Here is a 20262-nt window from a genome sequence, read left to right on the forward strand (position 1 = left end):
GAGCGCAAGCCGACCGCCGGGCTACCCATGCCTCCCGCGGATCTCAGTCCGCGATCGGCAGATACACCCTGTTCCCCGCCGCCGCGAACTCCTGCGACTTCTGGGCCATACCCTCCTCGATCTCCGCCCGGGTCCCGCCGTGTTCGCGGCGGATGTCCTGGGAGATCTTCATCGAACAGAATTTCGGCCCGCACATCGAGCAGAAGTGGGCCGTCTTGGCGGGCTCGGCAGGGAGGGTCTCGTCGTGGAACTCGCGTGCCGTGTCCGGGTCCAGGGCGAGGTTGAACTGGTCCTCCCACCGGAACTCGAAGCGGGCGTCGGACAGCGCGTCATCCCACTCCTGTGCACCTGGGTGCCCCTTGGCGAGGTCGGCTGCATGGGCGGCGATCTTGTAGGTGATGACGCCGGTCTTGACGTCGTCACGGTTGGGCAGGCCCAAGTGCTCCTTGGGCGTGACATAGCAGAGCATGGCCGTGCCCCACCAGGCGATCATCGCGGCACCGATGCCGGAGGTGATGTGGTCGTACGCCGGCGCGACGTCCGTCGTCAGCGGGCCGAGCGTATAGAACGGAGCTTCATCACAGATCTCCTGCTGAAGGTCGATGTTCTCCTTGATCTTGTGCATCGGGACATGTCCCGGGCCCTCGATCATCGTCTGAACATTGAAACGCTTCGCGATCCGGTTGAGTTCCCCGAGCGTGCGCAACTCCGCGAACTGCGCCTCGTCGTTGGCGTCCGCGATCGAACCGGGCCGCAGACCGTCGCCGAGCGAGTACGTGACGTCGTAGGCGGCGAGGATCTCGCAGAGCTCCTCGAAGTTCTCGTACAAGAAGCTCTCCTGGTGGTGCGCGAGGCACCACGCGGCCATGATCGAGCCGCCGCGCGAGACGATGCCCGTCTTGCGGTTGGCGGTGAGTGGCACGAACGGGAGGCGGACGCCCGCGTGGACCGTCATGTAGTCCACGCCCTGCTCTGCCTGCTCGACGACCGTGTCCTTGTAGATCTCCCAGGTCAGTTCCTCGGCCCTGCCGTCGACCTTTTCGAGGGCCTGGTAGAGCGGCACCGTGCCGATGGGGACAGGGGAGTTGCGCAACACCCACTCGCGGGTGGTGTGGATGTTGCGGCCGGTGGACAGGTCCATGACCGTGTCGGCGCCCCAGCGGGTCGCCCAGGTCATCTTCTCGACCTCCTCCTCGATGGAGGAAGTGACCGCGGAGTTGCCGATGTTGGCGTTGACCTTCACCAGGAACCGCTTGCCGATGATCATCGGCTCGATCTCCGGGTGGTTCACGTTGGCCGGCAGAACGGCCCTGCCCGCGGCGATCTCCTCGCGGACCACCTCGGGCGAAACGTTCTCCCTGACGGCCACGAACTCCATCTCGGGCGTGACCTCGCCGCGGCGCGCGTACGCGAGTTGTGTGACCGCCTCACCGTCACGGCTGCGACGCGGCTGGCGCGGCCGTCCGGGGAAGACCGCGTCCAGGTTGCGCAGCCCGCCACGCGGCGAAGTGTGCTTGATCCCGTCGTCCTCGGGGCGGACGGGACGGCCCGCGTACTCCTCGGTGTCGCCGCGGGCGACGATCCAGTTCTCCCGCAGCGGCGCCAGACCCCGGCGGACATCGGTGTCGACGAGCGGATCGGTGTACGGGCCGGAGGTGTCGTACAGCGTGACCGACTGCCCGTTGGTGAGGTGCACCTGACGGACGGGCACCCGCAGATCGGGGCGCGTGCCCCCGACGTACCCCTTGTGCCAGCCGATGGACTTCCCGGCCTCCCCGTTCTGTGCGGAGGCAGGCGTGCGTGCGTCCTTGATGGTCATGAGACCTACTCCCTACGCCGGCATTACCCGGTAACAGGTTCATCGGTCGACGCAGCGGTTTCCGTCTGCCGATGTTTCATGTGAAACATCACTTGTTCCACGTGAAACATCGCATCTACGGAGGTCAGCGCCCTCTCAGCCCGGTGCTCCGAGCTCCCGCGTGTGCAAAGGTGTCTCCACGCTAGCGTCATTTGTGGCGCGGTGAACAGTGCGCCCTCGCCGTTCTTGCGATGATCGGGCGGTGACCACGACACAGCGTCCCTCGTTCCCCCCGCCCGAGCCGCCCCACCGGCACGGCTCCGAGGGCGGCGACAGACATGGGGACGGCGCTCACGGATCCGATGGTGGCCATGGGTCCGGCGGGGGGCACGGCTCCGGTGGCGGGCACGGCCATTCGCACAGCCATGGGCCGGCCGCCCCCGTCTCCAAGCATCTGCGCAAGGTCATCGCGGCGGTGCTCATCCCGTTCGGAGCGGCCGTCGTGGTCGGGCTCGCGGTGCTCTGGCCGGGCGGTGCCCCCGCGCACGAGCGCACGGGGGTCGGCTTCGACCGGCAGACGCAGCAGGCCACGGTCACCAAGGTCGTGAGCGTGAGCTGCAAGTCGGTGAACGCCTCGGGAGACAGCGCGACCGGTGACACCTCCACCGCGGAGGGCTCCTCCGCGCAGCAGGAGGAAGATGGCACCTGCAAGAAGGCGACGATCCGGGTCGACACCGGTGACGACAAGGGCCGTACGTTCACGGAGATCGTGCAGCCCGACCAGTCACGGCAGCTACACGAGGGCGAGAAGGTCGTGGTCGCCTACGAGCCCTCCGCGCCGAAGGATCTGCAGTACTCGGTCACCGACGTGAACCGCAGGCTGCCGATGGCCCTGCTCGCCGGTATCTTCGCGCTCGCCGTGGTGGTCGTCGGGCGGATCCGGGGAGTCATGGCGCTGGTCGCGCTGGCCATCAGCTTCCTCATCCTGAACTTCTTCATCCTGCCCGCGATCCTGCAAGGCTCGAATCCGCTGATCGTGGCGGTGGTCGGGGCGAGCGCCATCATGCTGATCGCCCTCTACATGTGCCACGGCCTCTCGGCCCGTACGTCGGTGGCGGTGATCGGCACCCTGCTCTCGCTGCTGCTGATCGGCATCCTGGGCTCGGGGTTCATCGACTGGGCGGCCCTCACCGGGAACACGGACGACAACACCGGTCTGATCCACGGCCTGTATCCGTCGATCGACATGAGCGGTCTGCTGCTCGCCGGCGTCATCATCGGTTCGCTCGGTGTCCTCGACGATGTGACGGTCACCCAGACCTCGGCGGTATGGGAGCTGCACGAGGCCAATCCGACGATGGGCTGGCGCGGGCTGTACCGCGCCGGCATCCGGATCGGCCGCGACCACATCGCGTCCGTCGTCAACACGCTGGTCCTCGCGTACGCGGGCGCCGCGCTGCCGCTGCTGCTGCTCTTCTCGATCGCGGAGAGCAGCGTGGGCACGGTCGCCAACAGCGAGCTGGTCGCCGAGGAGATCGTGCGCACACTGGTGGGATCGATCGGCCTGGTGGCGTCGGTGCCGGTCACCACCGTGCTCGCGGCCCTGGTGGTTTCGGCGGACCGGCCGGGCCCGGATGCGGCGTTGGCGGGGGCCGGTCAGGTGCCCGCCGGTGCCGGGCCGACACCGGCCCGCGGCGGGAAGGGCCGACGGCGCAAGCACTGATGTGCTCCGCGCCCCGCGGGGAGTGCGGGCGCTGCCGCACCTCGCCGGACTTCGGTGAACCTCACCGGACTTCGCCGGACTCGCTCAGGCACGCCCGCCCCCTTGTGGAGAAGCGTTCCTGCGCGGCTCCAGGCCGCCGCTGAAGCGTTCCGCCGCCCGCATCGCCGTAGGGCTTCAGCCGGCGCTCTGTTCCTCCGCCAGGATGCGGTCCAGGGCTTCGTCGAGATGGGCGTCGAAGTCGGCGTGCGCGCCCTCCTGGCCCAGCGGCACCAGCTTGTCGGTGCGGTCGAGGAAGGCCACGAGCGGTGGCGTCGAGGAGCGGAACAGCGCCTGGTCGCTGCCCACCTGAAGCCGGATCAGCACCTCGCCCAGCGACTCCGGAGCGGCCGGCGAGATCCGCACGTCCCCGTCCCCGCACGCCCGGCCCACGCCGTCGATCAGCAGCTCGCGCCCGAACGCCCAGGTCACCGGGGCGTCGCCGGGGAGATGGAAGGTCAGCCGCACGGCGTACGGATCACCGGTCTCGTAGCGCAGCTCCACCGGGATGCGGAAGGAGAGCTCCTCGGAGACGAGAAAGCTCATCATGACCTCTGCCTGTACAGACTCGCGCATCGCCTACCTCGTCACTTGCCGTCGACTGGCCGGGAATGATCCCTCTGACACTGATGGAATCTTGCTTAACGTGCTCGCGAGATCACAAGGAGTGAGTTTTCAGATGCTGATAGAGATCGAGAGTGACCCCAGCAGCTTCCCTACTTCTCGTTGCAGTTGCAGGGCCGCGGGCAGCAACCGGTCGGCCTGCTGCACGGACAGGGAAATGGCCATGGTCGCGGCCGTGTCACCCACCGTGATCGGAATCGCCGCACAGACCGTCCCCAGCGCGTACTCCTGACGCTCGATCACCGGGTCCATCCGCCGCGCCCGTTCGAGGCGCCGCAGCAGGGTGTGGTTGTCGCGCACGGTGTACGGGGTGATGGATTGCGCGGGGTAGCGGTCGAGGTGGTCCCGGCGGGCGTCCTCGTCGAGCTGGGACAGCAGGCACTGTCCGATCGCGTGCGCGTGCGCGGTCTCGCGGAAGTCGGCCCATTCCTCGACCGCCGGAGCGCCCGGGGAGTCGGAGACGCACATGACCTGGATCTCGCCGTCGCGGTAGATCGCGTAGTAGATGGGTACGCCGATCAGATCGCGCCAGTGTGCGAGCGCGTCGACGATCGTGCTGCGACGTTTCTGCTCGGCTCCACTGCCGCTCAGCCGCTCGGCCGCCTCGCCGAGGAAGAACAGCCCCTTCTCGCGCCGCAGATAGCCCTCGTGCGCGAGGGTGCGCAGCAGGTGGTACGCCGTGGGGAGCGCCAGGCCGGTCTCGCGGGCGAGCTGCTTCGCGGGGGCTCCGTACTCGTGCGCGGCGACCGCTTCCAGGAGGCGCATCGCCCGCTGCACGGAGCCGATGAGGGTCGCGGAGTGCTGCCCCGGCGGTGCCGCGGGTCGCTGTTGCCCCGGGGGGGCCGCGGAGTTCGGCTGGATGGGGAGCGTCGTCGAACGCGCGCGTCCCGGGGGCGCCGTCGCGTGCGGCTGCGCCAGGGGTGAGTGCGGGACTGCGGGTGCGGTGTCAGTCGTGGCCAAGGGGTACTCCCGAAGCGCGAGGGGGCAGCCCGTGCGGAGGAACACGGGAGGGGGTGTACGCCGCTCGCGGGGTCGCCCCCGCGTCGAATTCCGGACTCTAACCGTCTGCCACCGCTCGCATACGGTCCGTACGGAAAACTTCCCTCGCCCGAGGGAACCGGTGGTTCCTGTTACCGGCCACCGGCTCCCGGCATGCTCACCAGTCGCTGCGTGAGGAGGAGCTCGACGTGAACTTCCGTACGACGTAGACCAGTCCGCCGACCAGCGCGACGAAGACCAGCAGCTTGAAGAGCAGGCCGATCACGAATCCGACGACGGTGGCTATCAGCCCGCCGAACACCACCAGGGCGATGACAGGCACCGCGACCCACTTCACCCACCACGGAAGTCCCGTGAAGATCTCTCGCATCGCCCTCGTCCTTACCTCTCCGCCCGTTGCCCGTGCCGGGGCCTGTGCCCTCGGTCGTCCGTCCCGGGTCCATTGATGTCCTGCACTCGATGCTAGAGCCGCGAGGGGGCCGGGCGGGGCCCTCGCATCCCTTGTCCTCCCCTGACTGATCCCCTAGGGAACCCCGAGACGGAAGGTCAGCTCTCGGGCGGAGAGAAGACCACCATGACCCTCAGGTCCTCGCTGATGTGGTGGAACTTGTGGGCGACGCCGGCCGGCACGTACACGACGCTGCCGCGTGCCACCTGGGTGGTCTCCAGGCCGACGGTGATCGCGGCGCGGCCGCTCACGACGAAGTACACCTCGTCCTGGTTGTGCGGCTGCTGCGGGTCGTGCTCGCCCGCGTTGAGCGCGTACAGGCCGACCGACATGTTCTTCTCGCGCAGGAACTGCAGGTAGGCGCCGTCGTTGGCGGCACGCTCCGTCTCCAGTTCGTCCAGCCGGAATGCCTTCATCGTTCTGTCGCCCCAGCCCCACTGCTCGTATCCGATCTCTTCTGCCACGATCAGACACATGAAGAATTTCGTAGTCAAGACACTGGCCAACGCGGGCGCCCTGGCCGTCGCCGTGTGGCTGCTCGACAAGATCACCCTGACCGGTGACAGCACGGGCAAGAAGATCGGCACGCTTCTCCTGGTCGCCCTGGTCTTCGGCCTGGTGAACTTCCTGGTCAAGCCGATCGTGCAGCTGCTGACCTTCCCGCTGTTCATCCTGACGCTCGGCCTGATCACCCTGATCATCAACGCGCTGATGCTGCTGCTGACCTCGTGGCTGGCCGACGCCCTCGACCTGAGTTTCCACGTCGAGGGCTTCTGGACCGCGGTCGTGGGCGGTCTGATCATCTCGATCGTGTCCTGGGCGCTCAACGTCGTGCTGCCCGACGGGGACTGAGCACTCCATGACCTATCGCGTCTGCTTCGTCTGTACCGGCAACATCTGCCGCTCCCCGATAGCCGAGTCCGTCTTCCGCGCGCGCGTGGCGGAGGCGGGGCTCGACGACCGGGTGGAGGTCGACAGCGCCGGTACAGGCGGCTGGCACGAGGGCGACGGTGCCGACCCGCGAACCGTCGCCGTCCTGGAGGAGCACGGCTACGACGGCGGCCACACGGCCCGCCAGTTCCAGTCGTCGTGGTTCTCCCGGCTCGACCTCGTCATCGCCCTCGACTCCGGCCACCTCAGGGCGCTGCGCCGCCTCGCACCTTCTCCGCAGGACGCGGAGAAGGTCCGGCTGCTCCGCTCCTACGACCCTGCCGCCGGCGACGACGTGGACGTACCGGATCCGTACTACGGCGCTCTGGACGGCTTCGAGGAGTGCCTTGAGATGGTGGAGGCGGCGAGCACGGGTCTGCTCGCCGAGGTGCGTGAACAAGTGGAGGGACAGGCGGCATGAGTGATTCCGCTACGAGCGGCGGCGCCACCGGTGACGGCACGCGCGCGGTGCGGGCCGGGCTGCCCGAACCGGTCAAGCACGAACCGACCCTGCCCGGGCCGGTGTTCGCCGCTCACTACCATCTGCCGGGCGAGGCGACGGGCCCGTACGCCTACGGGCGCGACGACAACCCGACCTGGACGCATCTGGAGCGGGCCGTCCGCGAGCTGGAGGCGCCCGGACAGGACGGCGTCGAGACGCTCGTCTTCGCCTCCGGTATGGCCGCCATCTCCGCGGTGCTCTTCTCCCAGCTGCGCGCCGGGGACGCGGTCGTGCTGCCCAGCGACGGCTACAACCTGCTGCCCCTGGTAGGCGCCCAGCTGGAGGCGTACGGCATCGAGGTGCGCACCGCGCCGACCGGCGGCGATGCGCAGCTCGACGTTCTCGACGGGGCGAAGCTGCTGTGGATCGAGACCCCGTCGAACCCCGGACTCGACGTGTGCGACATCCGGCGGCTCGCCGAGGCGGCACACGCGCGTGGCGCCGTGGTCGCCGTCGACAACACGCTCGCGACCCCGCTCGGGCAGCGCCCGCTGGAGCTGGGCGCCGACTTCTCCGTGGCGAGCGGCACCAAACAGCTCACGGGGCACGGCGACATCCTGCTCGGCTGCGTCACCGGCCGCGACGCCGACGCCATGGTCGCCGTACGCCGCTGGCGCAAGATCGCCGGGGCCATCCCCGGGCCCATGGAGGCCTGGCTCGCGCACCGTTCGATCGCCACGCTCCATTTGCGCGTCGACCGACAGGACGCGAGCGCGCTGACCCTCGCCGAGGCCCTGCGCGAGCGGCCGGAGGTGACCGGGCTGCGCTACCCGGGGCTGCCCGACGACCCCTCGCACAAGGTCGCTTCGCAGCAGATGCGGCGCTACGGGTGCGTGGTGTCGTTCACGCTCCCCACACGCGCGCGTGCCGACCGTTTCCTCGACGCGCTGCGGCTGGTGGACGACGCCACGAGTTTCGGCGGTGTGCGGTCCACGGCCGAACGGCGTGGGCGCTGGGGCGGAGACGCGGTGCCTGAGGGCTTCATCCGCTTCTCGGTCGGCGCTGAGGACCCCGAGGACCTGGTGGCGGATGTGCTGCGTGCGCTGGACGAGTCGGCGGAGTGACGGCCTTACGCGGCGTCGGCGGGTGTCCGACTACGTACAACGGACGGTCCGAGCCTCCCCCCTCGTGGCTCGGACCGTCCCGGTTCTGCGCGCGAAGAACCGCGCGAACAAGGCTAGTTGACTCTGTGTCAGTGTCCAATCACAGTAGCGACAGAGACCTATCGACTTATTTATAGTTGGGCCCTGCCCGGGGCCGGGACAAGGGCAGGGAAGGGGAGGGCGCGTCATGGATCTGGCCTTGCTGCGCACCTTCGTGACCGTGCACCGGGCCGGTTCCTTCACCCGCGCCGCCGCCCTGCTCGGCCTCTCGCAGCCGGCCGTCACCTCCCAGATCCGCACGCTGGAGCGGCAATTGGGCCGCCCTCTGTTCCTGCGACAGGCCCGTGGAGTGACCCCCACGACGATCGGCGACGAGCTGGCACACAAAGCCGCTCCGCATCTCGACGCGCTCGTGGAGATCGCCGAGACCGGTCTCGACGACGAGTCCTCCCTGCGGACGCTCCATCTCGCAGGGCCTCCCGAGTTCATCGCCGAGCGAGCGCTGCCCGCGCTCACCGAGCTGACCGGCGAGGACGGCCAGGGGTTCGCCCTGCGCGCCTCCTTCGGGAACGCGGAGGAGATCCTGGAGGGGCTGGCCGCGGGACATCATGATCTGGCCATCTGTACGGCCCGTCCGCGCGGCGCCCTGCTCACCGCGACTCCGCTCTGCGACGAGGTGCACGTCCTGGTCGCCGCCCCGCGCTGGGCCGAGGAGATCAACGAAGGGAAGCCGCTCCGCAAGGGAGCGCACGCCCTGGAGAACCTTCCCGTGGTCGAGGTCCACGAGTCGCTGCCCTTCGTCTCCCGGTACTGGGCCTCCGTCTTCGACTCCCGCCCCGCGGCCTCGGGCACGGTGATCGTCCCCGACCTGCGCGCGGTCCTCGCCTGCGCGAGTGCGGGCGCCGGGCTGGCGGTGCTGCCCCGTTATCTGTGCGCGGCCGCGCTGGAGCGCGGTGACGTCGTCGCCCTGCACGATCCCGCGGTGCCGCCGTTGCGGACGTACTTCTTGGTGGTGCGTACCGGCACTCTGGCGATGCCGCACATCACGCGCGCCCATGAATGGCTGCTGCGGGCGGCCTCCGACTGGGGCTGAGTCCGGTTTCTCCTCCGGTTCCTCCAGGTCCACCGGCGAACTCGGCGTTTTTCCAAGGGATTCGGCCGGCTGTCACGCCCTGAGCTCGACCGGTGACGTCTCGCGATGTTTCACGTGGAACCAGCCGGGCCACATTTCTCCCATGACCGTCCGACCCGTGGTCAAGCGCACCGCCCGTGCCGTTCTGCTCGACGGCGACGCCCTGATCCTGATCAAGCGCACCAAGCCCGGTGTCGATCCCTACTGGGTCACGCCCGGTGGCGGGGTCGAACCCGAGGACACGACCGTCGTCGATGCCCTGCACCGAGAGGTGTACGAGGAGCTCGGCGCCAAGATCACCGACGTGGTGCCCTGCTTCGTGGACACCGTCGAGCACATCGGCGAGGACGGCGGCGCGACCGGCGTGAAGGTGCAGCACTTCTTCGTGTGCCACCTGGAGTCCATGGACACGTCCCTGCGGCACGGCCCCGAGGTGGACGAGCCCGCCGGCGAGTACGAGATCGTACGAGTGCCGTTCACCCGCGTCGGGATCGCCTCCGTCCATCTCGTACCGCTGTCGCTGCGGCACTATCTGGACGGCAACATCGAGGGCGTACGTGCCATGCACGCCCCGGATCTGGGCTGATACCCCGATCCGAGGTCAGTCTCCGGCGGCGACGAGTTCCTCGACGGAGTCGTGGCGTATGCGCTCCGTCGGGATGCCGATGTCCCGCAGGGCGTCCACTCCGCTGCGGATCATTCCGGGCGGGCCCGAGAGATAGGCGTCGTACTCGATCCATGGCCCGTACGCGCGTATGGCGTCGGGGAGCTGGAGGTGCGCCTGCTCGTCGACGATCGCGCGGACCGAGAGCCAGGGGTGGCTCTGCTGGAGTCTGAGCATCGTGTCGATGTCGTAGAGGTCGTGATCGGTGCGGGCGCCGTAGAAGACCTCGACCGGCCGCCGCTCGCCGTGCTCGGCGACATCCTCGACCAGGGCCTTGATGGGCGCTATGCCGGTGCCGCCGCCCAGGCAGAGCAGCCCGCTGTCGGTGGTGTGGTCGACGGTCATCGAGCCGGCTGGCGGGCCGAGGCGGATGATGTCGCCGGGGCGGGCGCGGTGCACCAGGGCGTTCGAGACCCAACCCGCCGGGACGGCCTTCACATGGAGCGACAGCAGCCCGTCGGAGCGGGGCGCCGAAGCGAAGGAGTAGTGCCGCCAGATCCGCGGCCACCACGGTGTCTCCAGGCTCGTGTACTGCCCGGCGAGGAACGGATAGGGCTGGTCGGGGCGGAGAGTGATGACGGCGACGTCCGGGGTCCTCAGGTCGTGTGTGACGATCTGCGCGTGCCACCAGGCCGGGGCGCGCAGTTCGTCCGCGGCGGCCGCGTCGATCATGACCTGGGAGATCGTCGTGTACGCCCGCACCCAGGCCGCTTCCAGTTCCGGGTCCCAGATGGCGGAGGCGTACCGGCTCAGCGCGCCGATGAGGCACTCGCCGACAGCCGGGTAGTGCTCGGCTCTCGTGCCGTACTTGCGGTGGCCTCGGCCGAGGTTCTGCAGATACGCGACCAGGACCTCGGTGTTGTCGATGTGCTCGGCTGCGGTGAGCAGGGCCTTCAGCAGCCGGTCGCGCTGGGTGTCCATCGCCGCCGGGAACAGCGACCGCAGTTCGGGGTGGCGGACGAAGAGCAGTGCGTAGAAGTACGAGGTGACCTTGTCAGCCACGGGACCGACCTCGGCCATGGTCCGGCGGATGAGAATGGCGTCCGGGGACGCGCTCTCGGCGGGGGCGGGCCGTTGGGCAGGAACGCGCTCCTCGCGAGCGGGACCGGGCTCCTCGGGAGGACGGGGGTGGGCCGGTGCGAGTGCGGGTGGGGAGGCGGGTGCTGGGGCGGGCGGCGCGGCCGGGGGTATTCGCTCCTGGTCCGGTGCGGTGGCATCCGGGGTCTGCGGGGCGGTGGGATCGGTGGGGTTCGCGGCGGCCGCCCTCCTGGGCCTGCCGACGGGTCGCAGCACGGCCGGACGGCGGCCCTCGGCCGTCTCCCGCTCGCCGCCCGGAGGCGTCTCGGGCTGCTTTCGCGGCGTGAACCAGCCGCTTCCTCCGCCGCCGGAAGTGCCGTTGTCGGCCGACATGGTGGTCGGAGCGTCCATGGTGTGCCTCGCCTCGAACATCTTTCGGTCGGTCTGCGCACTTCCTCGGTCGGAAGATGCCTGCTTTCCCCCGCAGACTGTTTGCTTTCCCCGTTCGATTCATCGGCCAATACGGCCACATTCAACCCGGATTCCGGCTCTGTACGGACAAGTAGGCGAGAGTGTGACATTGGCCGCAGTGCTCTCCCGCAGCATCCCATCCTCATCGGATGCCCCGGCCGCATAACCGGAAATAGGGGTCTTCGATCTCTCCGTCCCGTTAGGCTGCGATGCCTGCGCTCGGCACGCACACGACGGGTCGACCCCGCGCCAACGCGAACCGGAGTCGACCATACCGGCCGCCGCCCCGCACACAAGTCCACCCTTGCTCGACCACGAATTGATCGCGGCGCGAACCATCAATTCCTTCAATTAACGGGCGTGGCGCACCAATTCATAGGCATCCCACAGATCCCGCCCGACATAGGAGTGGGTCGCGAGCCCGGACAGATGGACATCCGCATTGACCGCGACGGAGACCGGTACCGCGCCGAACAGATCCTTGTCCGACAACGAGTCGCCATAGGCGACACAATCGGCCCACGCCACCCCGAACCCCTCACACAACTGGTCCGCGACCCGCACCTTGGCCGCGGCGCTCAGCACCCCGGCCGGATCCACGGGCTCGGTGAAGGGCACCGCGGGAAACCGGGATCCGTACGCCGCGTGCGCGCCCCAACCAGTGAGCCGCTCCACGAAGAAGGAGGGGGAGAGCGACACGACGGCGCAGTAGTCACCGCCCCGTCTGATCTCCGCCCACACTTCACGGATACGGGCCAGCCACGGGGCCCCTTCGAAGGCCGCGATCACATGCGCCTCGGTGAGCTCCGCCCACAGGGCGTGCACCTGTGTCGCGTATTCCGGCGGGCCTATCCGCCCCGCTGAGATCGCCCGGTCCAGCGCCACGGTCTCGGCCTCCAGTCCAAGCTGCCGTGAGATTTCCACGGGTGCGGAGGCGCCGTGCAGCAACGTGCCGTCGAGGTCGAAGAGATGGAGTCTCGCCATGGGATCCGAGGCTAGTGGGACGTGGTGGTCACCCTGCCATCGAGGCAACGGACGCACGCCGTTCGTCGATGTTTCACGTGAAACACCCCGCTTCTGTCCCCGCGCTGTGCCGATGGCCACGACATGGCCAAAAGCGCGTCCGTCTACCCGGAAACAGGTGGACGGCGAGGGCACCCGTCAGACAGCCTGACCTGCGTGTCGACTCCATCCCCCGCCGTTCTGCCCATCCGCCGTCTGACGCACCGTGATCTCGCCGCTTGCGCCGACTTGTCCCAGGACCGGGGGTGGCCACGCGAGGAGCACAAGTGGGGCTTCCTCCTCACGGCCGGGAAGGGATACGGCATCGACGACCCCGACGGCGGCCTCGTCACCGCCTGCGTCGTCACCGAGTACGGCCTTCGGGAACGCCCGGATCTGGGAGCCATCGGCATGGTGCTGGTCGCGGAACGGCACGCGCGTCAGGGCATCGGACGCCGACTGATGCTCCATGTGGTCTCAGAGATGGGCACCACACCGCTGACCCTGCATGCGACGCCGAACGGCCGTCCGCTCTACGAGGAGCTCGGTTTCAAGACCACCGGCCGGACGGAGATGCTGCGCGGGCACTTCACCCCGGGTGGGCCGGAACCCCGGATCAGCACGCGTGCGGCCACCGCCGAGGATCTCGCCGCGATCGTCCACCTCGACGAGGAGGTGTTCGGCGCCGATCGCACACACATCGTCACGCGGCTGCCCGCGTTCGCCGACCAGTTGCACGTCGCCGAGGAGGGCGGCCGGATCATCGGGTACGCGGCTGCGTGGCCCAACATGGACACCCATGTCGTGGGCCCGCTGATCGCACGCGACACGGAGACCGCAAAGGCCCTGATCGCCTCCCTCGCCGCCCACACCGACCGCCCGCTGCGCACCGACATCGACGTGCGGCACGAAGAACTGCTGGCCTGGGCGAAGGAACACGGGCTGGCCTCGATCGCGTTCAACGCCGTGATGACGTACGGGATCGCGGAGTTGCCCGGCGACTGGACTCGGCGGTTCGCCCCGCTGACGGTCGCGGCCGGCTGACAGGTTCCGGGTACGGGGAACGCCGGCTCCCGACTTTCCCGGGAACCGGCGTCTTCTTCACGGTGTCAGGTTCACGGCGTCAGACGAGTGCCTCTATCGCGGCCTGAGCGAAACCGTGGTCCTGCGCCGGTGCGCCCCCGCCGACCCCGATCGCTCCGATCAGACGGCCGTCACGGTGTACGGGAATCCCGCCCGCGATGAACAGCAGCGGCCGGTCGAGCGCGGTGGGCAGGGTGTGGAAAGGACCTCCGGGCTGGACGGTGTCGACGAGGTCGGCGGTGGCCGCGTTCAACTGCAGTGCGGTGTACGCCTTGCGAGTGCTGGTCTCGCCGGAGATCAGCACAGCCCGGTCGTCCCGCCGGAAGGCGAGCAGATGACCACCCGCGTCCAACACGGTGATGCTGACCGTGGTCCCGGCGGCCTCTGCGGCCCGATGGGCCTGGGCGACGAGAGCCTCGGCGTCCTGGATGGTCAAAGGGGCTACGGCGGTGGTGGTGCTCATGAGGGTTTCTCCTTGCGGGTGTTGCTGTTTCGTGTGTCGGGGAAATGGCCGAGTGCGGCGGCCGGACTCGGGCCTGCTCTGGCCCCGCGCTTCCCAGCTCCGGTCGGGCGGTTCAGTGGTGGACGGCGGTCCGCTGCTCGCTCGGCGCTCCGCCCGCCACGACCGCGCTGCGGGCGCCGGTGCGGCGCTCCAGGGCTGCCGAGAGGATCGCGAGGACCAGGGCAGCCGCGGCGAGGACGGCACCGACCCAGTTGGGGGCGGTGTAACCGAGTCCGGCCGCGATGACGAGGCCGCCGAGCCAGGCGGACAGCGCGTTGCCGAGGTTGAAGGCGCCGATGTTCACGGCCGAGGCCAGCGTCGGGGCGCCGTGCGCCTGGTCGAGGACCCGCTTCTGGAGCGGAGGGACGGTGGCGAAGCCCAGGGCTCCGATGAGGGCGATGGTGACGGCTGCCGCGATCTTGTTGTGCGCGGTGATCGTGAACAGCGCGAGCACGACGGACAGGGCGCCCAGCGAGACGTACAGCATGGGCATCAGGGCGCGGTCGGCGAACCTGCCGCCGACGAGGTTGCCGCCGACCATGCCGAGGCCGAAGAGAACGAGCAGCCAGGTGACGGAGCCGTCGGCGAAGCCGGCGACGTGCGTCATCATCGGCGCGATGTAGGTGATGGCCGCGAAGACGCCGCCGAAGCCGAGGACGGTCATCGCCATGGCGAGCAGGACCTGGGCGCTCTTGAAGGCTGCCAGTTCATGCCGCAGCCGCACGCCCTCCGGCTTGGGCAGGTCGGGTACGAGCTTGGCGATGCCGACCAGGCCGACCACGCCGAGGCCCGCGACGATGGTGAAGGTGACGCGCCAGCCGACGGACTGCCCGACGAGGGTGCCCAGCGGGACGCCCACGACATTGGCGACGGTCAGCCCGGTGAACATCATCGCGATCGCTCCGGCCTTCTTGTCCGGGGCGACGAGCTCGGCCGCGACGACGGATCCGATGCCGAAGAAGGCGCCGTGGGCGAGCGAGGCGACCACGCGGCCGATCAGCATCACCGCGAAGACGGGGGCGACGGCGGAGAGCAGGTTGCCGGCGATGAACAGGCCCATCAGCAGCATCAGCATCCGCTTGCGGGGGACCTTGGTGCCGAGCACGGTCATCAGTGGGGCGCCGATCACCACGCCCAACGCGTAGCCGGTCACCAGCAGTCCCGCGGTGGGGATGGAGACCCCGAAGTCGCCGGCGACCTCGGGCAGCAAGCCCATGATCACGAACTCGGTCGTGCCGATTCCGAAGGCCCCGATCGCGAGGGCCAGAAGCGCGAGAGGCATGGCGATGTAGCCTTTCCAGACGATTGCAGGAGCACTTAGCGTGCGCTCACAATAGTTGCAGACGCGGGCTAAATGCAAGCGCGGACTATTTCATCTGTGCTCTATCCTGGGTTCAGCCACTCCTGGACGGAGGAAACGCCAATGACAGCGACGGACCCCGCGCTCACCGCCCTCTCCCAGAGCTGGTGCGCCCTCTCCCTGCTGCACGGGAGGATCGAGGCACACATCGAGCGCGCGCTGCAGTCCAAGCACGACCTGAGCATGCGTGAGTACTCGCTGCTCGACGTGCTCAGCCGCCAGCACGACGGTGACGGGGGCCATCTGCAGATGAGGCAGGTCGCCGAGGCGGTCGTCCTCAGCCAGAGCGCCACCACCCGGCTGGTCACACGGCTCGAGGACCGCGGTCTGCTCGCGCGCTACCTGTGCCCGACGGACCGGCGAGGCATCTACACGAACGTCTCCCAGGCGGGCCTCACGCTGCTCGAAGAGGCCCGTCCAACCAACGACACCGCACTGCGCGAGGCACTCGACGAAGCGGCCAGGAACCCCGAGCTGGCGCCGCTGGTCCGGGTCGTGGAGTCGATGAACGCACCTGCATAGGGTGCGGTCATGGGAGATCTTGAGATACGGCCCGCGACCGCGGACGACCTACCCGCCATCGTCGCGATGCTTGCCGACGATCCGCTGGGGGCCACACGTGAGTCACCGGACGACCTGGCTCCGTACCTGGCCGCGCTGAAGCGCCTCAGCAGCGATCCGAACCAGCAACTGGTCGTGGCCGTACGGGAAGGCCGGACCGTTGGCACACTTCAGCTGACGATCGTTCCGGGGCTGTCCCGCCAGGGCGCTACCCGCTCGATCATCGAGGGCGTCCGTATCCACGCCGACGAGCGCGGCAGCGGTCTGGGCACCGGGCTGATCGAGTGGGCTATCGACGAATCCCGGCGCCAGGACTGCCAGTTGGTCCAGCTGACGTCCGATGCCAGCCGCACCGATGCCCACCGCTTCTATGAGCGGCTCGGTTTCACCGCCTCCCATGTGGGCTTCAAGCTCCCCCTCTGACGCGGGAAGCGGACTGTTCTGAAGCGGGAGGGGGTCTGTTCTGACTCGGGGAGGCGGAGTGTTTCACGTGAAACACTCCGCCTCCCCGAGCTGTCCGGCCTAACCGATCCCCCGCCACCCCTCCGGATCCACCCCGCCCGGCGCTGAAGCCCCCTCCTCGTACGGCTGACGGGTGAACACGAACGACCCGAGGTCGAGGTGGCTCACGGTCCCGTCCGGGCGCCGTACGGCCCTCAGGAGCTCTCCGGCGTAGTAGCCCTCAAGGCCGGTCCATGTGCCATCGCCGTTCGCCCGGAAGCGGGATCGGCGGCCGTTGCCGGACAGCGGCCCCAGAGAGGCGCCCCCGTCGGCCGTCAGCCGCAGGGCGAACGCATGCGTGCCCCAGTACCACTGACCGGCCAACTCCAGCGCGGCCGCGTCCACTTCGGGCAGCGGGCGCCACGGTTCGGGAATCCGGGGCTCGGCCTCGGCGAGGATGTGTACGAGATCGGCACCCAGCGTGGACACCAGGAGGCCGGAGGTGCAGTTGGTCAGCACGACCGCCGCGACGTCATCCGCCACGCTGATGGTGAGGCTCGCCAGGAAGCCCGGCAGCGAGCCCGAGTGCCCCACGAGCAGCCGGCCGTGCCGGTGCTGGATCTGCATGCCGAGGCCGTATGTGGCACCGTCCGCCACATCCGCGGCCTCCGCCGGCGCCGCGGGGGTCCGCATCTCGCGCACGCTCTCCGCGCTCAGCACCCGGTCGTCGCCCTTCGCCAGGAAAACGGCGAACCTCGCCAAGTCCCCTGTGGTGGACCACAGTTGACCGGCCGGGGCCATCCGTCCCAGATCCTCGGTGGGCTCCGGCAGCAGCACATCGGCCCAGGGGTGCACCGCCCAGCCGCCCGCGTGCGGCGCCTGCGGTGTCCCGCTCGTGCGGTCCAGGCCCAGCGGCTCCAGCACTTCGCGGCGCAGGACGTCCTCCCACGGAGCCCCTCGCAGCTCCTCGACCAGCGCGCCCAGCAGCGTGTAGCCGGGGTTGGAGTAGTGGAACCGACGGCCGACCGGATGCAGGAAGGGCTGTTCACCCAGCACATCGGCGAGTTCGGGGCGCAAGGATCCCGGAGTGCGCTCCCACCACGGGGCGGGTGACTCGGCCGCCAACCCGCCGGTGTGCGCGAGCAGTTCGGCGACGGTGACCTCCCCCGCCCCCGTACCCGGCAGATGCTTCTCCAACGGGTCGCCGAGGTCGAGCACACCCTCGTCGCGCAACCGCAGCACGAGGACAGCAGTGAAGGTCTTGGTGATCGAGCCGATCCGATACTGCACGTTGTCGTCCGGACCGTGCCCGTCGACCGAGGTGCGCGAGCCGTGCCACACCACCCGTCCGTCCCGTACGACCGCCGCGACGAGTGAGGGTGTACGTCCTTCGGCCTGGGCCACGGCGATTCGGTGCAGCAGTGCCCGACGGGTACCGGGAAGCAGCTCGTCCTGAGATGTCGTCATGCCCCCAGTCCATCGGGAGGGACATCACACGTCGAGTTCTTTTCCCCGGAAACGGCGGACACGGCGGACACGTCCGGCGGAACCCACGTTCGCGACCCCTCAGTCGAGACAGAACTCGTTGCCCTCGATGTCCTGCATCACGATGCACGACTCGTAGACGCCATCGGCACGCAGCAGTCGCTCGCGTACCGCGCCGAACGCGATCAGTCGTGCGCACTCGGCCTCGAGTGTGGCGAGTCGCTCTTCACCCACGAGCCCGGTGCCGACCCGCACGCAAAGATGCACCCGATTCTTGACGACCTTGCCTTCGGGAACGCGCTGGAAGAACAACCGCGGACCCACACCTGAGGGATCACTGCAGGCGAACGCTGCGCCCTGACGCTCAGGCGGCAGAGAGCGATCGAACTCGTCCCAACTGGCAAACCCCTCCGGCGGCGGCGGTACGACGTATCCCAACACCTCGCACCAGAAACGCGCGACGCGCTCCGGTTCTGCGCAGTCGAAGGTGACTTGGAACTGCTTGATCGACGTCATCGGTCCACCGTAATGGCGGACACGGGATCACGTCTGCGCCATATCCACGAAGCGGGAGTAGTGGCCCTGGAAGGCGACGGTGATGGTCGCCGTCGGGCCGTTTCGGTGCTTGCCCACGATGATGTCCGCCTCGCCCGCGCGCGGTGACTCCTTCTCGTACGCGTCCTCGCGGTGCAGCAGGATCACCATGTCCGCGTCCTGCTCGATCGAGCCGGATTCACGCAGGTCGGAGACCATGGGCTTCTTGTCCGTGCGCTGCTCGGGGCCACGGTTCAGCTGCGAGAGCGCGATCACCGGGACTTCCAGCTCCTTGGCCAGCAGTTTGAGGTTTCGGGACATGTCCGAGACCTCCTGCTGACGGCTCTCTGAACGCTTCGAACCACCGGCCTGCATCAGCTGCAGATAGTCGATGATCACCAGCTTGATGTCATTGCGCTGCTTGAGCCGGCGGCATTTCGCGCGGATCTCCATCATCGTCAGGTTCGGGGAGTCGTCGATGTAGAGCGGAGCCGCCGAGACCTCGGGCATCCGGCGCGCGAGCCGCGTCCAGTCCTCGTCGGTCATGGTGCCGGAGCGCATGTGGTGCAGGGCCACGCGTGCCTCCGCGGACAGCAGGCGCATCGCGATCTCGTTGCGCCCCATTTCCAGGGAGAAGATGACGCTCGGCAGGTTGTGCTTGATGGACGCGGCCCGGGCGAAGTCCAGCGCGAGGGTCGACTTGCCCATGGCGGGACGTGCGGCGATGACGATCATCTGGCCCGGGTGCAGTCCGTTGGTGAGCGAGTCGAAGTCCGTGAACCCTGTGGGCACACCGGTCATCTCGCCGCTGCGGGAGCCGATCGCCTCGATCTCGTCGAGCGCGCCCTCCATGATGTCGCCGAGCGGCAGATAGTCCTCGCTGGTGCGCTGCTCGGTGACAGCGTAGATCTCGGCCTGGGCCCGGTTGACGATCTCGTCCACGTCGTCGTCGGCCGCGTATCCCATCTGTGTGATGCGCGTACCGGCTTCGACCAGGCGGCGCAGGACGGCGCGCTCATGGACGATCTCCGCGTAGTACTCGGCGTTCGCTGCCGTCGGCACCGTCTGGACGAGGGTGTGCAGATACGATGCGCCGCCAACCTTGTTGATCTCACCGCGCTTGGTGAGTTCGGCGGCGATGGTGATCGGGTCGGCCGGCTCACCCTTGGCGTAGACGTCGAGGATCGCCTGGAAGATCGTCTCGTGTGCGGGTTTGTAGAAGTCATGGCCCTTGAGGACCTCGACCACGTCCGCGATGGCGTCCTTGGAAAGCAACATGCCGCCGAGGACGGACTGCTCCGCGTCGAGATCCTGCGGCGGTACCCGCTCGAAGGACGAACCGCCGCCCTCCCAGGCACCGCTGTCCCCTCCGCGGTCATGCTGTTCGTCGCGGCCTCGACCACCCTCGCCGCGCCGTCGGGAAGCGGGCGGACGATCACTGGGGCCGCTGTCGGCCCACGGGTCGTCCAAGGGCTCGGAAATACTCACCGAGCCACCTCCTCCCGTCCGCCGAGCGGACCTAACCGTGCCACTCTTTTCTACGGCACGGCACTGACAAATGAGAGGCCCAACTCCGCTTCAGGCACGTCGGTTTTGTGACGTTTCCGAGGCCGAAGCATGGAGCGGGCGCCGGTCCACGGTAGGCCCGCGGGCACCGTCAGCCAATCTGGTTATCCACAGGCCATGTGGACGACGGCCCGGATGCTGTGGAGAACCCCGCAAAACCTGTGCACGACCCGGTGGACAGGCCTGTGAACAAGCCATCGCCTCATTCTCCTCACCCCATCTGACCTGCCCATTTCCCGTCCACCGGCTGTGCAGAAGAAAAACTTTCCCAGTCGGACCAA

At 68.7% G+C, this 20262-nt stretch carries 21 protein-coding genes; 9 read left to right on the plus strand and 12 right to left on the minus strand.

All coding sequences use genetic code 11. The features are described from left to right. Window positions 1-43: 43 nt before the first annotated feature. The gene (thiC, locus tag AC5DRG_RS26680; protein WP_491801974.1) at window positions 44-1819 is read right to left on the minus strand and encodes a phosphomethylpyrimidine synthase ThiC; all 1776 of its coding nucleotides are present in this window, start codon (window positions 1817-1819) and stop codon (window positions 44-46) included. Window positions 1820-2060: 241 nt separating this feature from the next. On the opposite strand from thiC, the gene AC5DRG_RS26685 reads away from it, so the two are divergent. Beyond that, the gene (locus tag AC5DRG_RS26685) at window positions 2061-3521 is read left to right on the plus strand and encodes a YibE/F family protein (RefSeq protein WP_491801975.1); all 1461 of its coding nucleotides are present in this window, start codon (window positions 2061-2063) and stop codon (window positions 3519-3521) included. A 174-nt stretch (window positions 3522-3695) separates the two neighbouring features. Here AC5DRG_RS26685 and AC5DRG_RS26690 read toward each other — a convergent pair whose 3' ends face one another. The 4 genes from AC5DRG_RS26690 to AC5DRG_RS26705 form a co-directional block, all read right to left on the minus strand. Next, window positions 3696-4133, minus strand: coding sequence for an SsgA family sporulation/cell division regulator (locus AC5DRG_RS26690; protein ID WP_491801976.1), 438 nt, complete (start codon window positions 4131-4133; stop codon window positions 3696-3698). 99 nt (window positions 4134-4232) lie between these two features. Further along, window positions 4233-5141, minus strand: a complete 909-nt coding sequence (locus AC5DRG_RS26695; RefSeq protein WP_491801977.1) for an IclR family transcriptional regulator — start codon at window positions 5139-5141, stop codon at window positions 4233-4235. Between the two features lie 196 nt (window positions 5142-5337). Beyond that, window positions 5338-5550 carry a DUF5326 family protein gene (locus AC5DRG_RS26700; RefSeq protein WP_491801978.1) on the minus strand — a complete coding sequence of 71 codons (213 nt, stop codon included), beginning with the start codon at window positions 5548-5550 and terminating at the stop codon, window positions 5338-5340. A 176-nt stretch (window positions 5551-5726) separates the two neighbouring features. Next, window positions 5727-6044: a cupin domain-containing protein gene (locus AC5DRG_RS26705; RefSeq protein ID WP_491813166.1), complete on the minus strand. Its 318-nt coding sequence runs from the start codon at window positions 6042-6044 to the stop codon at window positions 5727-5729. A 58-nt stretch (window positions 6045-6102) separates the two neighbouring features. Between AC5DRG_RS26705 and AC5DRG_RS26710 the strand changes: the two genes are divergently transcribed. The 5 genes from AC5DRG_RS26710 (at window position 6103) to AC5DRG_RS26730 (ending at window position 9881) form a co-directional block, all read left to right on the plus strand. Beyond that, window positions 6103-6480, plus strand: a complete 378-nt coding sequence (locus AC5DRG_RS26710) for a phage holin family protein (protein WP_491801979.1) — start codon at window positions 6103-6105, stop codon at window positions 6478-6480. A gap of 7 nt (window positions 6481-6487) precedes the next feature. Continuing rightward, complete coding sequence (locus tag AC5DRG_RS26715; protein WP_491801980.1) at window positions 6488-6979, plus strand: low molecular weight protein-tyrosine-phosphatase; 492 nt, start codon at window positions 6488-6490, stop codon at window positions 6977-6979. Further along, complete coding sequence (locus AC5DRG_RS26720; RefSeq protein ID WP_491801981.1) at window positions 6976-8124, plus strand: cystathionine gamma-lyase; 1149 nt, start codon at window positions 6976-6978, stop codon at window positions 8122-8124. Before AC5DRG_RS26715 ends, AC5DRG_RS26720 begins: the two co-directional genes overlap by 4 nt. 226 nt (window positions 8125-8350) lie before the next feature. Continuing rightward, entirely contained in the window at window positions 8351-9256 is a 906-nt protein-coding gene (locus AC5DRG_RS26725; protein ID WP_491801982.1) for a LysR family transcriptional regulator, read from the plus strand. 142 nt (window positions 9257-9398) lie between these two features. Continuing rightward, entirely contained in the window at window positions 9399-9881 is a 483-nt protein-coding gene (locus tag AC5DRG_RS26730; RefSeq protein ID WP_491801983.1) for an NUDIX domain-containing protein, read from the plus strand. A 15-nt stretch (window positions 9882-9896) separates the two neighbouring features. Here the strand turns inward: AC5DRG_RS26730 and AC5DRG_RS26735 are convergent, their stop codons facing one another. Beyond that, the gene (locus AC5DRG_RS26735) at window positions 9897-11387 is read right to left on the minus strand and encodes a globin domain-containing protein (protein WP_491801984.1); all 1491 of its coding nucleotides are present in this window, start codon (window positions 11385-11387) and stop codon (window positions 9897-9899) included. Between the two features lie 411 nt (window positions 11388-11798). Further along, a complete protein-coding gene (locus AC5DRG_RS26740) occupies window positions 11799-12431 on the minus strand; it encodes an HAD family hydrolase (protein WP_491801985.1) in 633 nt (210 codons plus the stop codon). A gap of 195 nt (window positions 12432-12626) precedes the next feature. Here AC5DRG_RS26740 and AC5DRG_RS26745 point away from each other — a divergent pair, with 195 nt between their 5' ends. Beyond that, complete coding sequence (locus AC5DRG_RS26745; RefSeq protein ID WP_491801986.1) at window positions 12627-13493, plus strand: GNAT family N-acetyltransferase; 867 nt, start codon at window positions 12627-12629, stop codon at window positions 13491-13493. 79 nt (window positions 13494-13572) lie between these two features. On the opposite strand, the gene AC5DRG_RS26750 is transcribed toward AC5DRG_RS26745, so the two are convergent. Both AC5DRG_RS26750 and AC5DRG_RS26755 read right to left on the minus strand, forming a co-directional pair. Next, window positions 13573-13995: a GlcG/HbpS family heme-binding protein gene (locus tag AC5DRG_RS26750; RefSeq protein WP_491801987.1), complete on the minus strand. Its 423-nt coding sequence runs from the start codon at window positions 13993-13995 to the stop codon at window positions 13573-13575. A 112-nt stretch (window positions 13996-14107) separates the two neighbouring features. Beyond that, the gene (locus AC5DRG_RS26755; RefSeq protein WP_491801988.1) at window positions 14108-15316 is read right to left on the minus strand and encodes an MFS transporter; all 1209 of its coding nucleotides are present in this window, start codon (window positions 15314-15316) and stop codon (window positions 14108-14110) included. Between the two features lie 141 nt (window positions 15317-15457). On the opposite strand from AC5DRG_RS26755, the gene AC5DRG_RS26760 reads away from it, so the two are divergent. Both AC5DRG_RS26760 and AC5DRG_RS26765 read left to right on the plus strand, forming a co-directional pair. Then, a complete protein-coding gene (locus AC5DRG_RS26760; protein ID WP_491801989.1) occupies window positions 15458-15916 on the plus strand; it encodes a MarR family winged helix-turn-helix transcriptional regulator in 459 nt (152 codons plus the stop codon). Window positions 15917-15925: 9 nt separating this feature from the next. Beyond that, window positions 15926-16378: a GNAT family N-acetyltransferase gene (locus tag AC5DRG_RS26765; RefSeq protein ID WP_491801990.1), complete on the plus strand. Its 453-nt coding sequence runs from the start codon at window positions 15926-15928 to the stop codon at window positions 16376-16378. A gap of 99 nt (window positions 16379-16477) precedes the next feature. Here AC5DRG_RS26765 and AC5DRG_RS26770 read toward each other — a convergent pair whose 3' ends face one another. From AC5DRG_RS26770 to dnaB, 3 genes are all read right to left on the minus strand, one after another. After that, window positions 16478-17863 carry a serine hydrolase domain-containing protein gene (locus AC5DRG_RS26770; RefSeq protein WP_491801991.1) on the minus strand — a complete coding sequence of 462 codons (1386 nt, stop codon included), beginning with the start codon at window positions 17861-17863 and terminating at the stop codon, window positions 16478-16480. 99 nt (window positions 17864-17962) lie between these two features. Beyond that, on the minus strand, window positions 17963-18397 hold the full coding sequence (locus AC5DRG_RS26775; protein WP_491801992.1) for a VOC family protein: 435 nt from the start codon (window positions 18395-18397) through the stop codon (window positions 17963-17965). Window positions 18398-18424: 27 nt separating this feature from the next. Next, a complete protein-coding gene (gene dnaB / locus AC5DRG_RS26780; RefSeq protein WP_491801993.1) occupies window positions 18425-19903 on the minus strand; it encodes a replicative DNA helicase in 1479 nt (492 codons plus the stop codon). Window positions 19904-20262: the final 359 nt, after the last annotated feature.

This window comes from Streptomyces sp. JLBG701 (assembly GCF_058544905.1).

Bases quoted from the DNA above. Each gene is read 5' to 3' on its own strand.
- AC5DRG_RS26735 (WP_491801984.1), bottom strand. From the start codon at position 11,387: ATGGACGCTCCGACCACCATGTCGGCCGACAACGGCACTTCCGGCGGC.
- AC5DRG_RS26760 (WP_491801989.1), top strand. From the start codon at position 15,458: ATGACAGCGACGGACCCCGCGCTCACCGCCCTCTCCCAGAGCTGGTGC.
- AC5DRG_RS26775 (WP_491801992.1), bottom strand. From the start codon at position 18,397: ATGACGTCGATCAAGCAGTTCCAAGTCACCTTCGACTGCGCAGAACCG.
- AC5DRG_RS26710 (WP_491801979.1), top strand. From the start codon at position 6,103: ATGAAGAATTTCGTAGTCAAGACACTGGCCAACGCGGGCGCCCTGGCC.
- AC5DRG_RS26730 (WP_491801983.1), top strand. From the start codon at position 9,399: ATGACCGTCCGACCCGTGGTCAAGCGCACCGCCCGTGCCGTTCTGCTC.
- AC5DRG_RS26690 (WP_491801976.1), bottom strand. From the start codon at position 4,133: ATGCGCGAGTCTGTACAGGCAGAGGTCATGATGAGCTTTCTCGTCTCC.
- AC5DRG_RS26765 (WP_491801990.1), top strand. From the start codon at position 15,926: ATGGGAGATCTTGAGATACGGCCCGCGACCGCGGACGACCTACCCGCC.
- thiC (WP_491801974.1), bottom strand. From the start codon at position 1,819: ATGACCATCAAGGACGCACGCACGCCTGCCTCCGCACAGAACGGGGAG.
- AC5DRG_RS26720 (WP_491801981.1), top strand. From the start codon at position 6,976: ATGAGTGATTCCGCTACGAGCGGCGGCGCCACCGGTGACGGCACGCGC.
- AC5DRG_RS26770 (WP_491801991.1), bottom strand. From the start codon at position 17,863: ATGACGACATCTCAGGACGAGCTGCTTCCCGGTACCCGTCGGGCACTG.
- AC5DRG_RS26715 (WP_491801980.1), top strand. From the start codon at position 6,488: ATGACCTATCGCGTCTGCTTCGTCTGTACCGGCAACATCTGCCGCTCC.
- AC5DRG_RS26750 (WP_491801987.1), bottom strand. From the start codon at position 13,995: ATGAGCACCACCACCGCCGTAGCCCCTTTGACCATCCAGGACGCCGAG.
- AC5DRG_RS26705 (WP_491813166.1), bottom strand. From the start codon at position 6,044: ATGAAGGCATTCCGGCTGGACGAACTGGAGACGGAGCGTGCCGCCAAC.
- AC5DRG_RS26725 (WP_491801982.1), top strand. From the start codon at position 8,351: ATGGATCTGGCCTTGCTGCGCACCTTCGTGACCGTGCACCGGGCCGGT.
- AC5DRG_RS26755 (WP_491801988.1), bottom strand. From the start codon at position 15,316: ATGCCTCTCGCGCTTCTGGCCCTCGCGATCGGGGCCTTCGGAATCGGC.
- AC5DRG_RS26700 (WP_491801978.1), bottom strand. From the start codon at position 5,550: ATGCGAGAGATCTTCACGGGACTTCCGTGGTGGGTGAAGTGGGTCGCG.
- AC5DRG_RS26740 (WP_491801985.1), bottom strand. From the start codon at position 12,431: ATGGCGAGACTCCATCTCTTCGACCTCGACGGCACGTTGCTGCACGGC.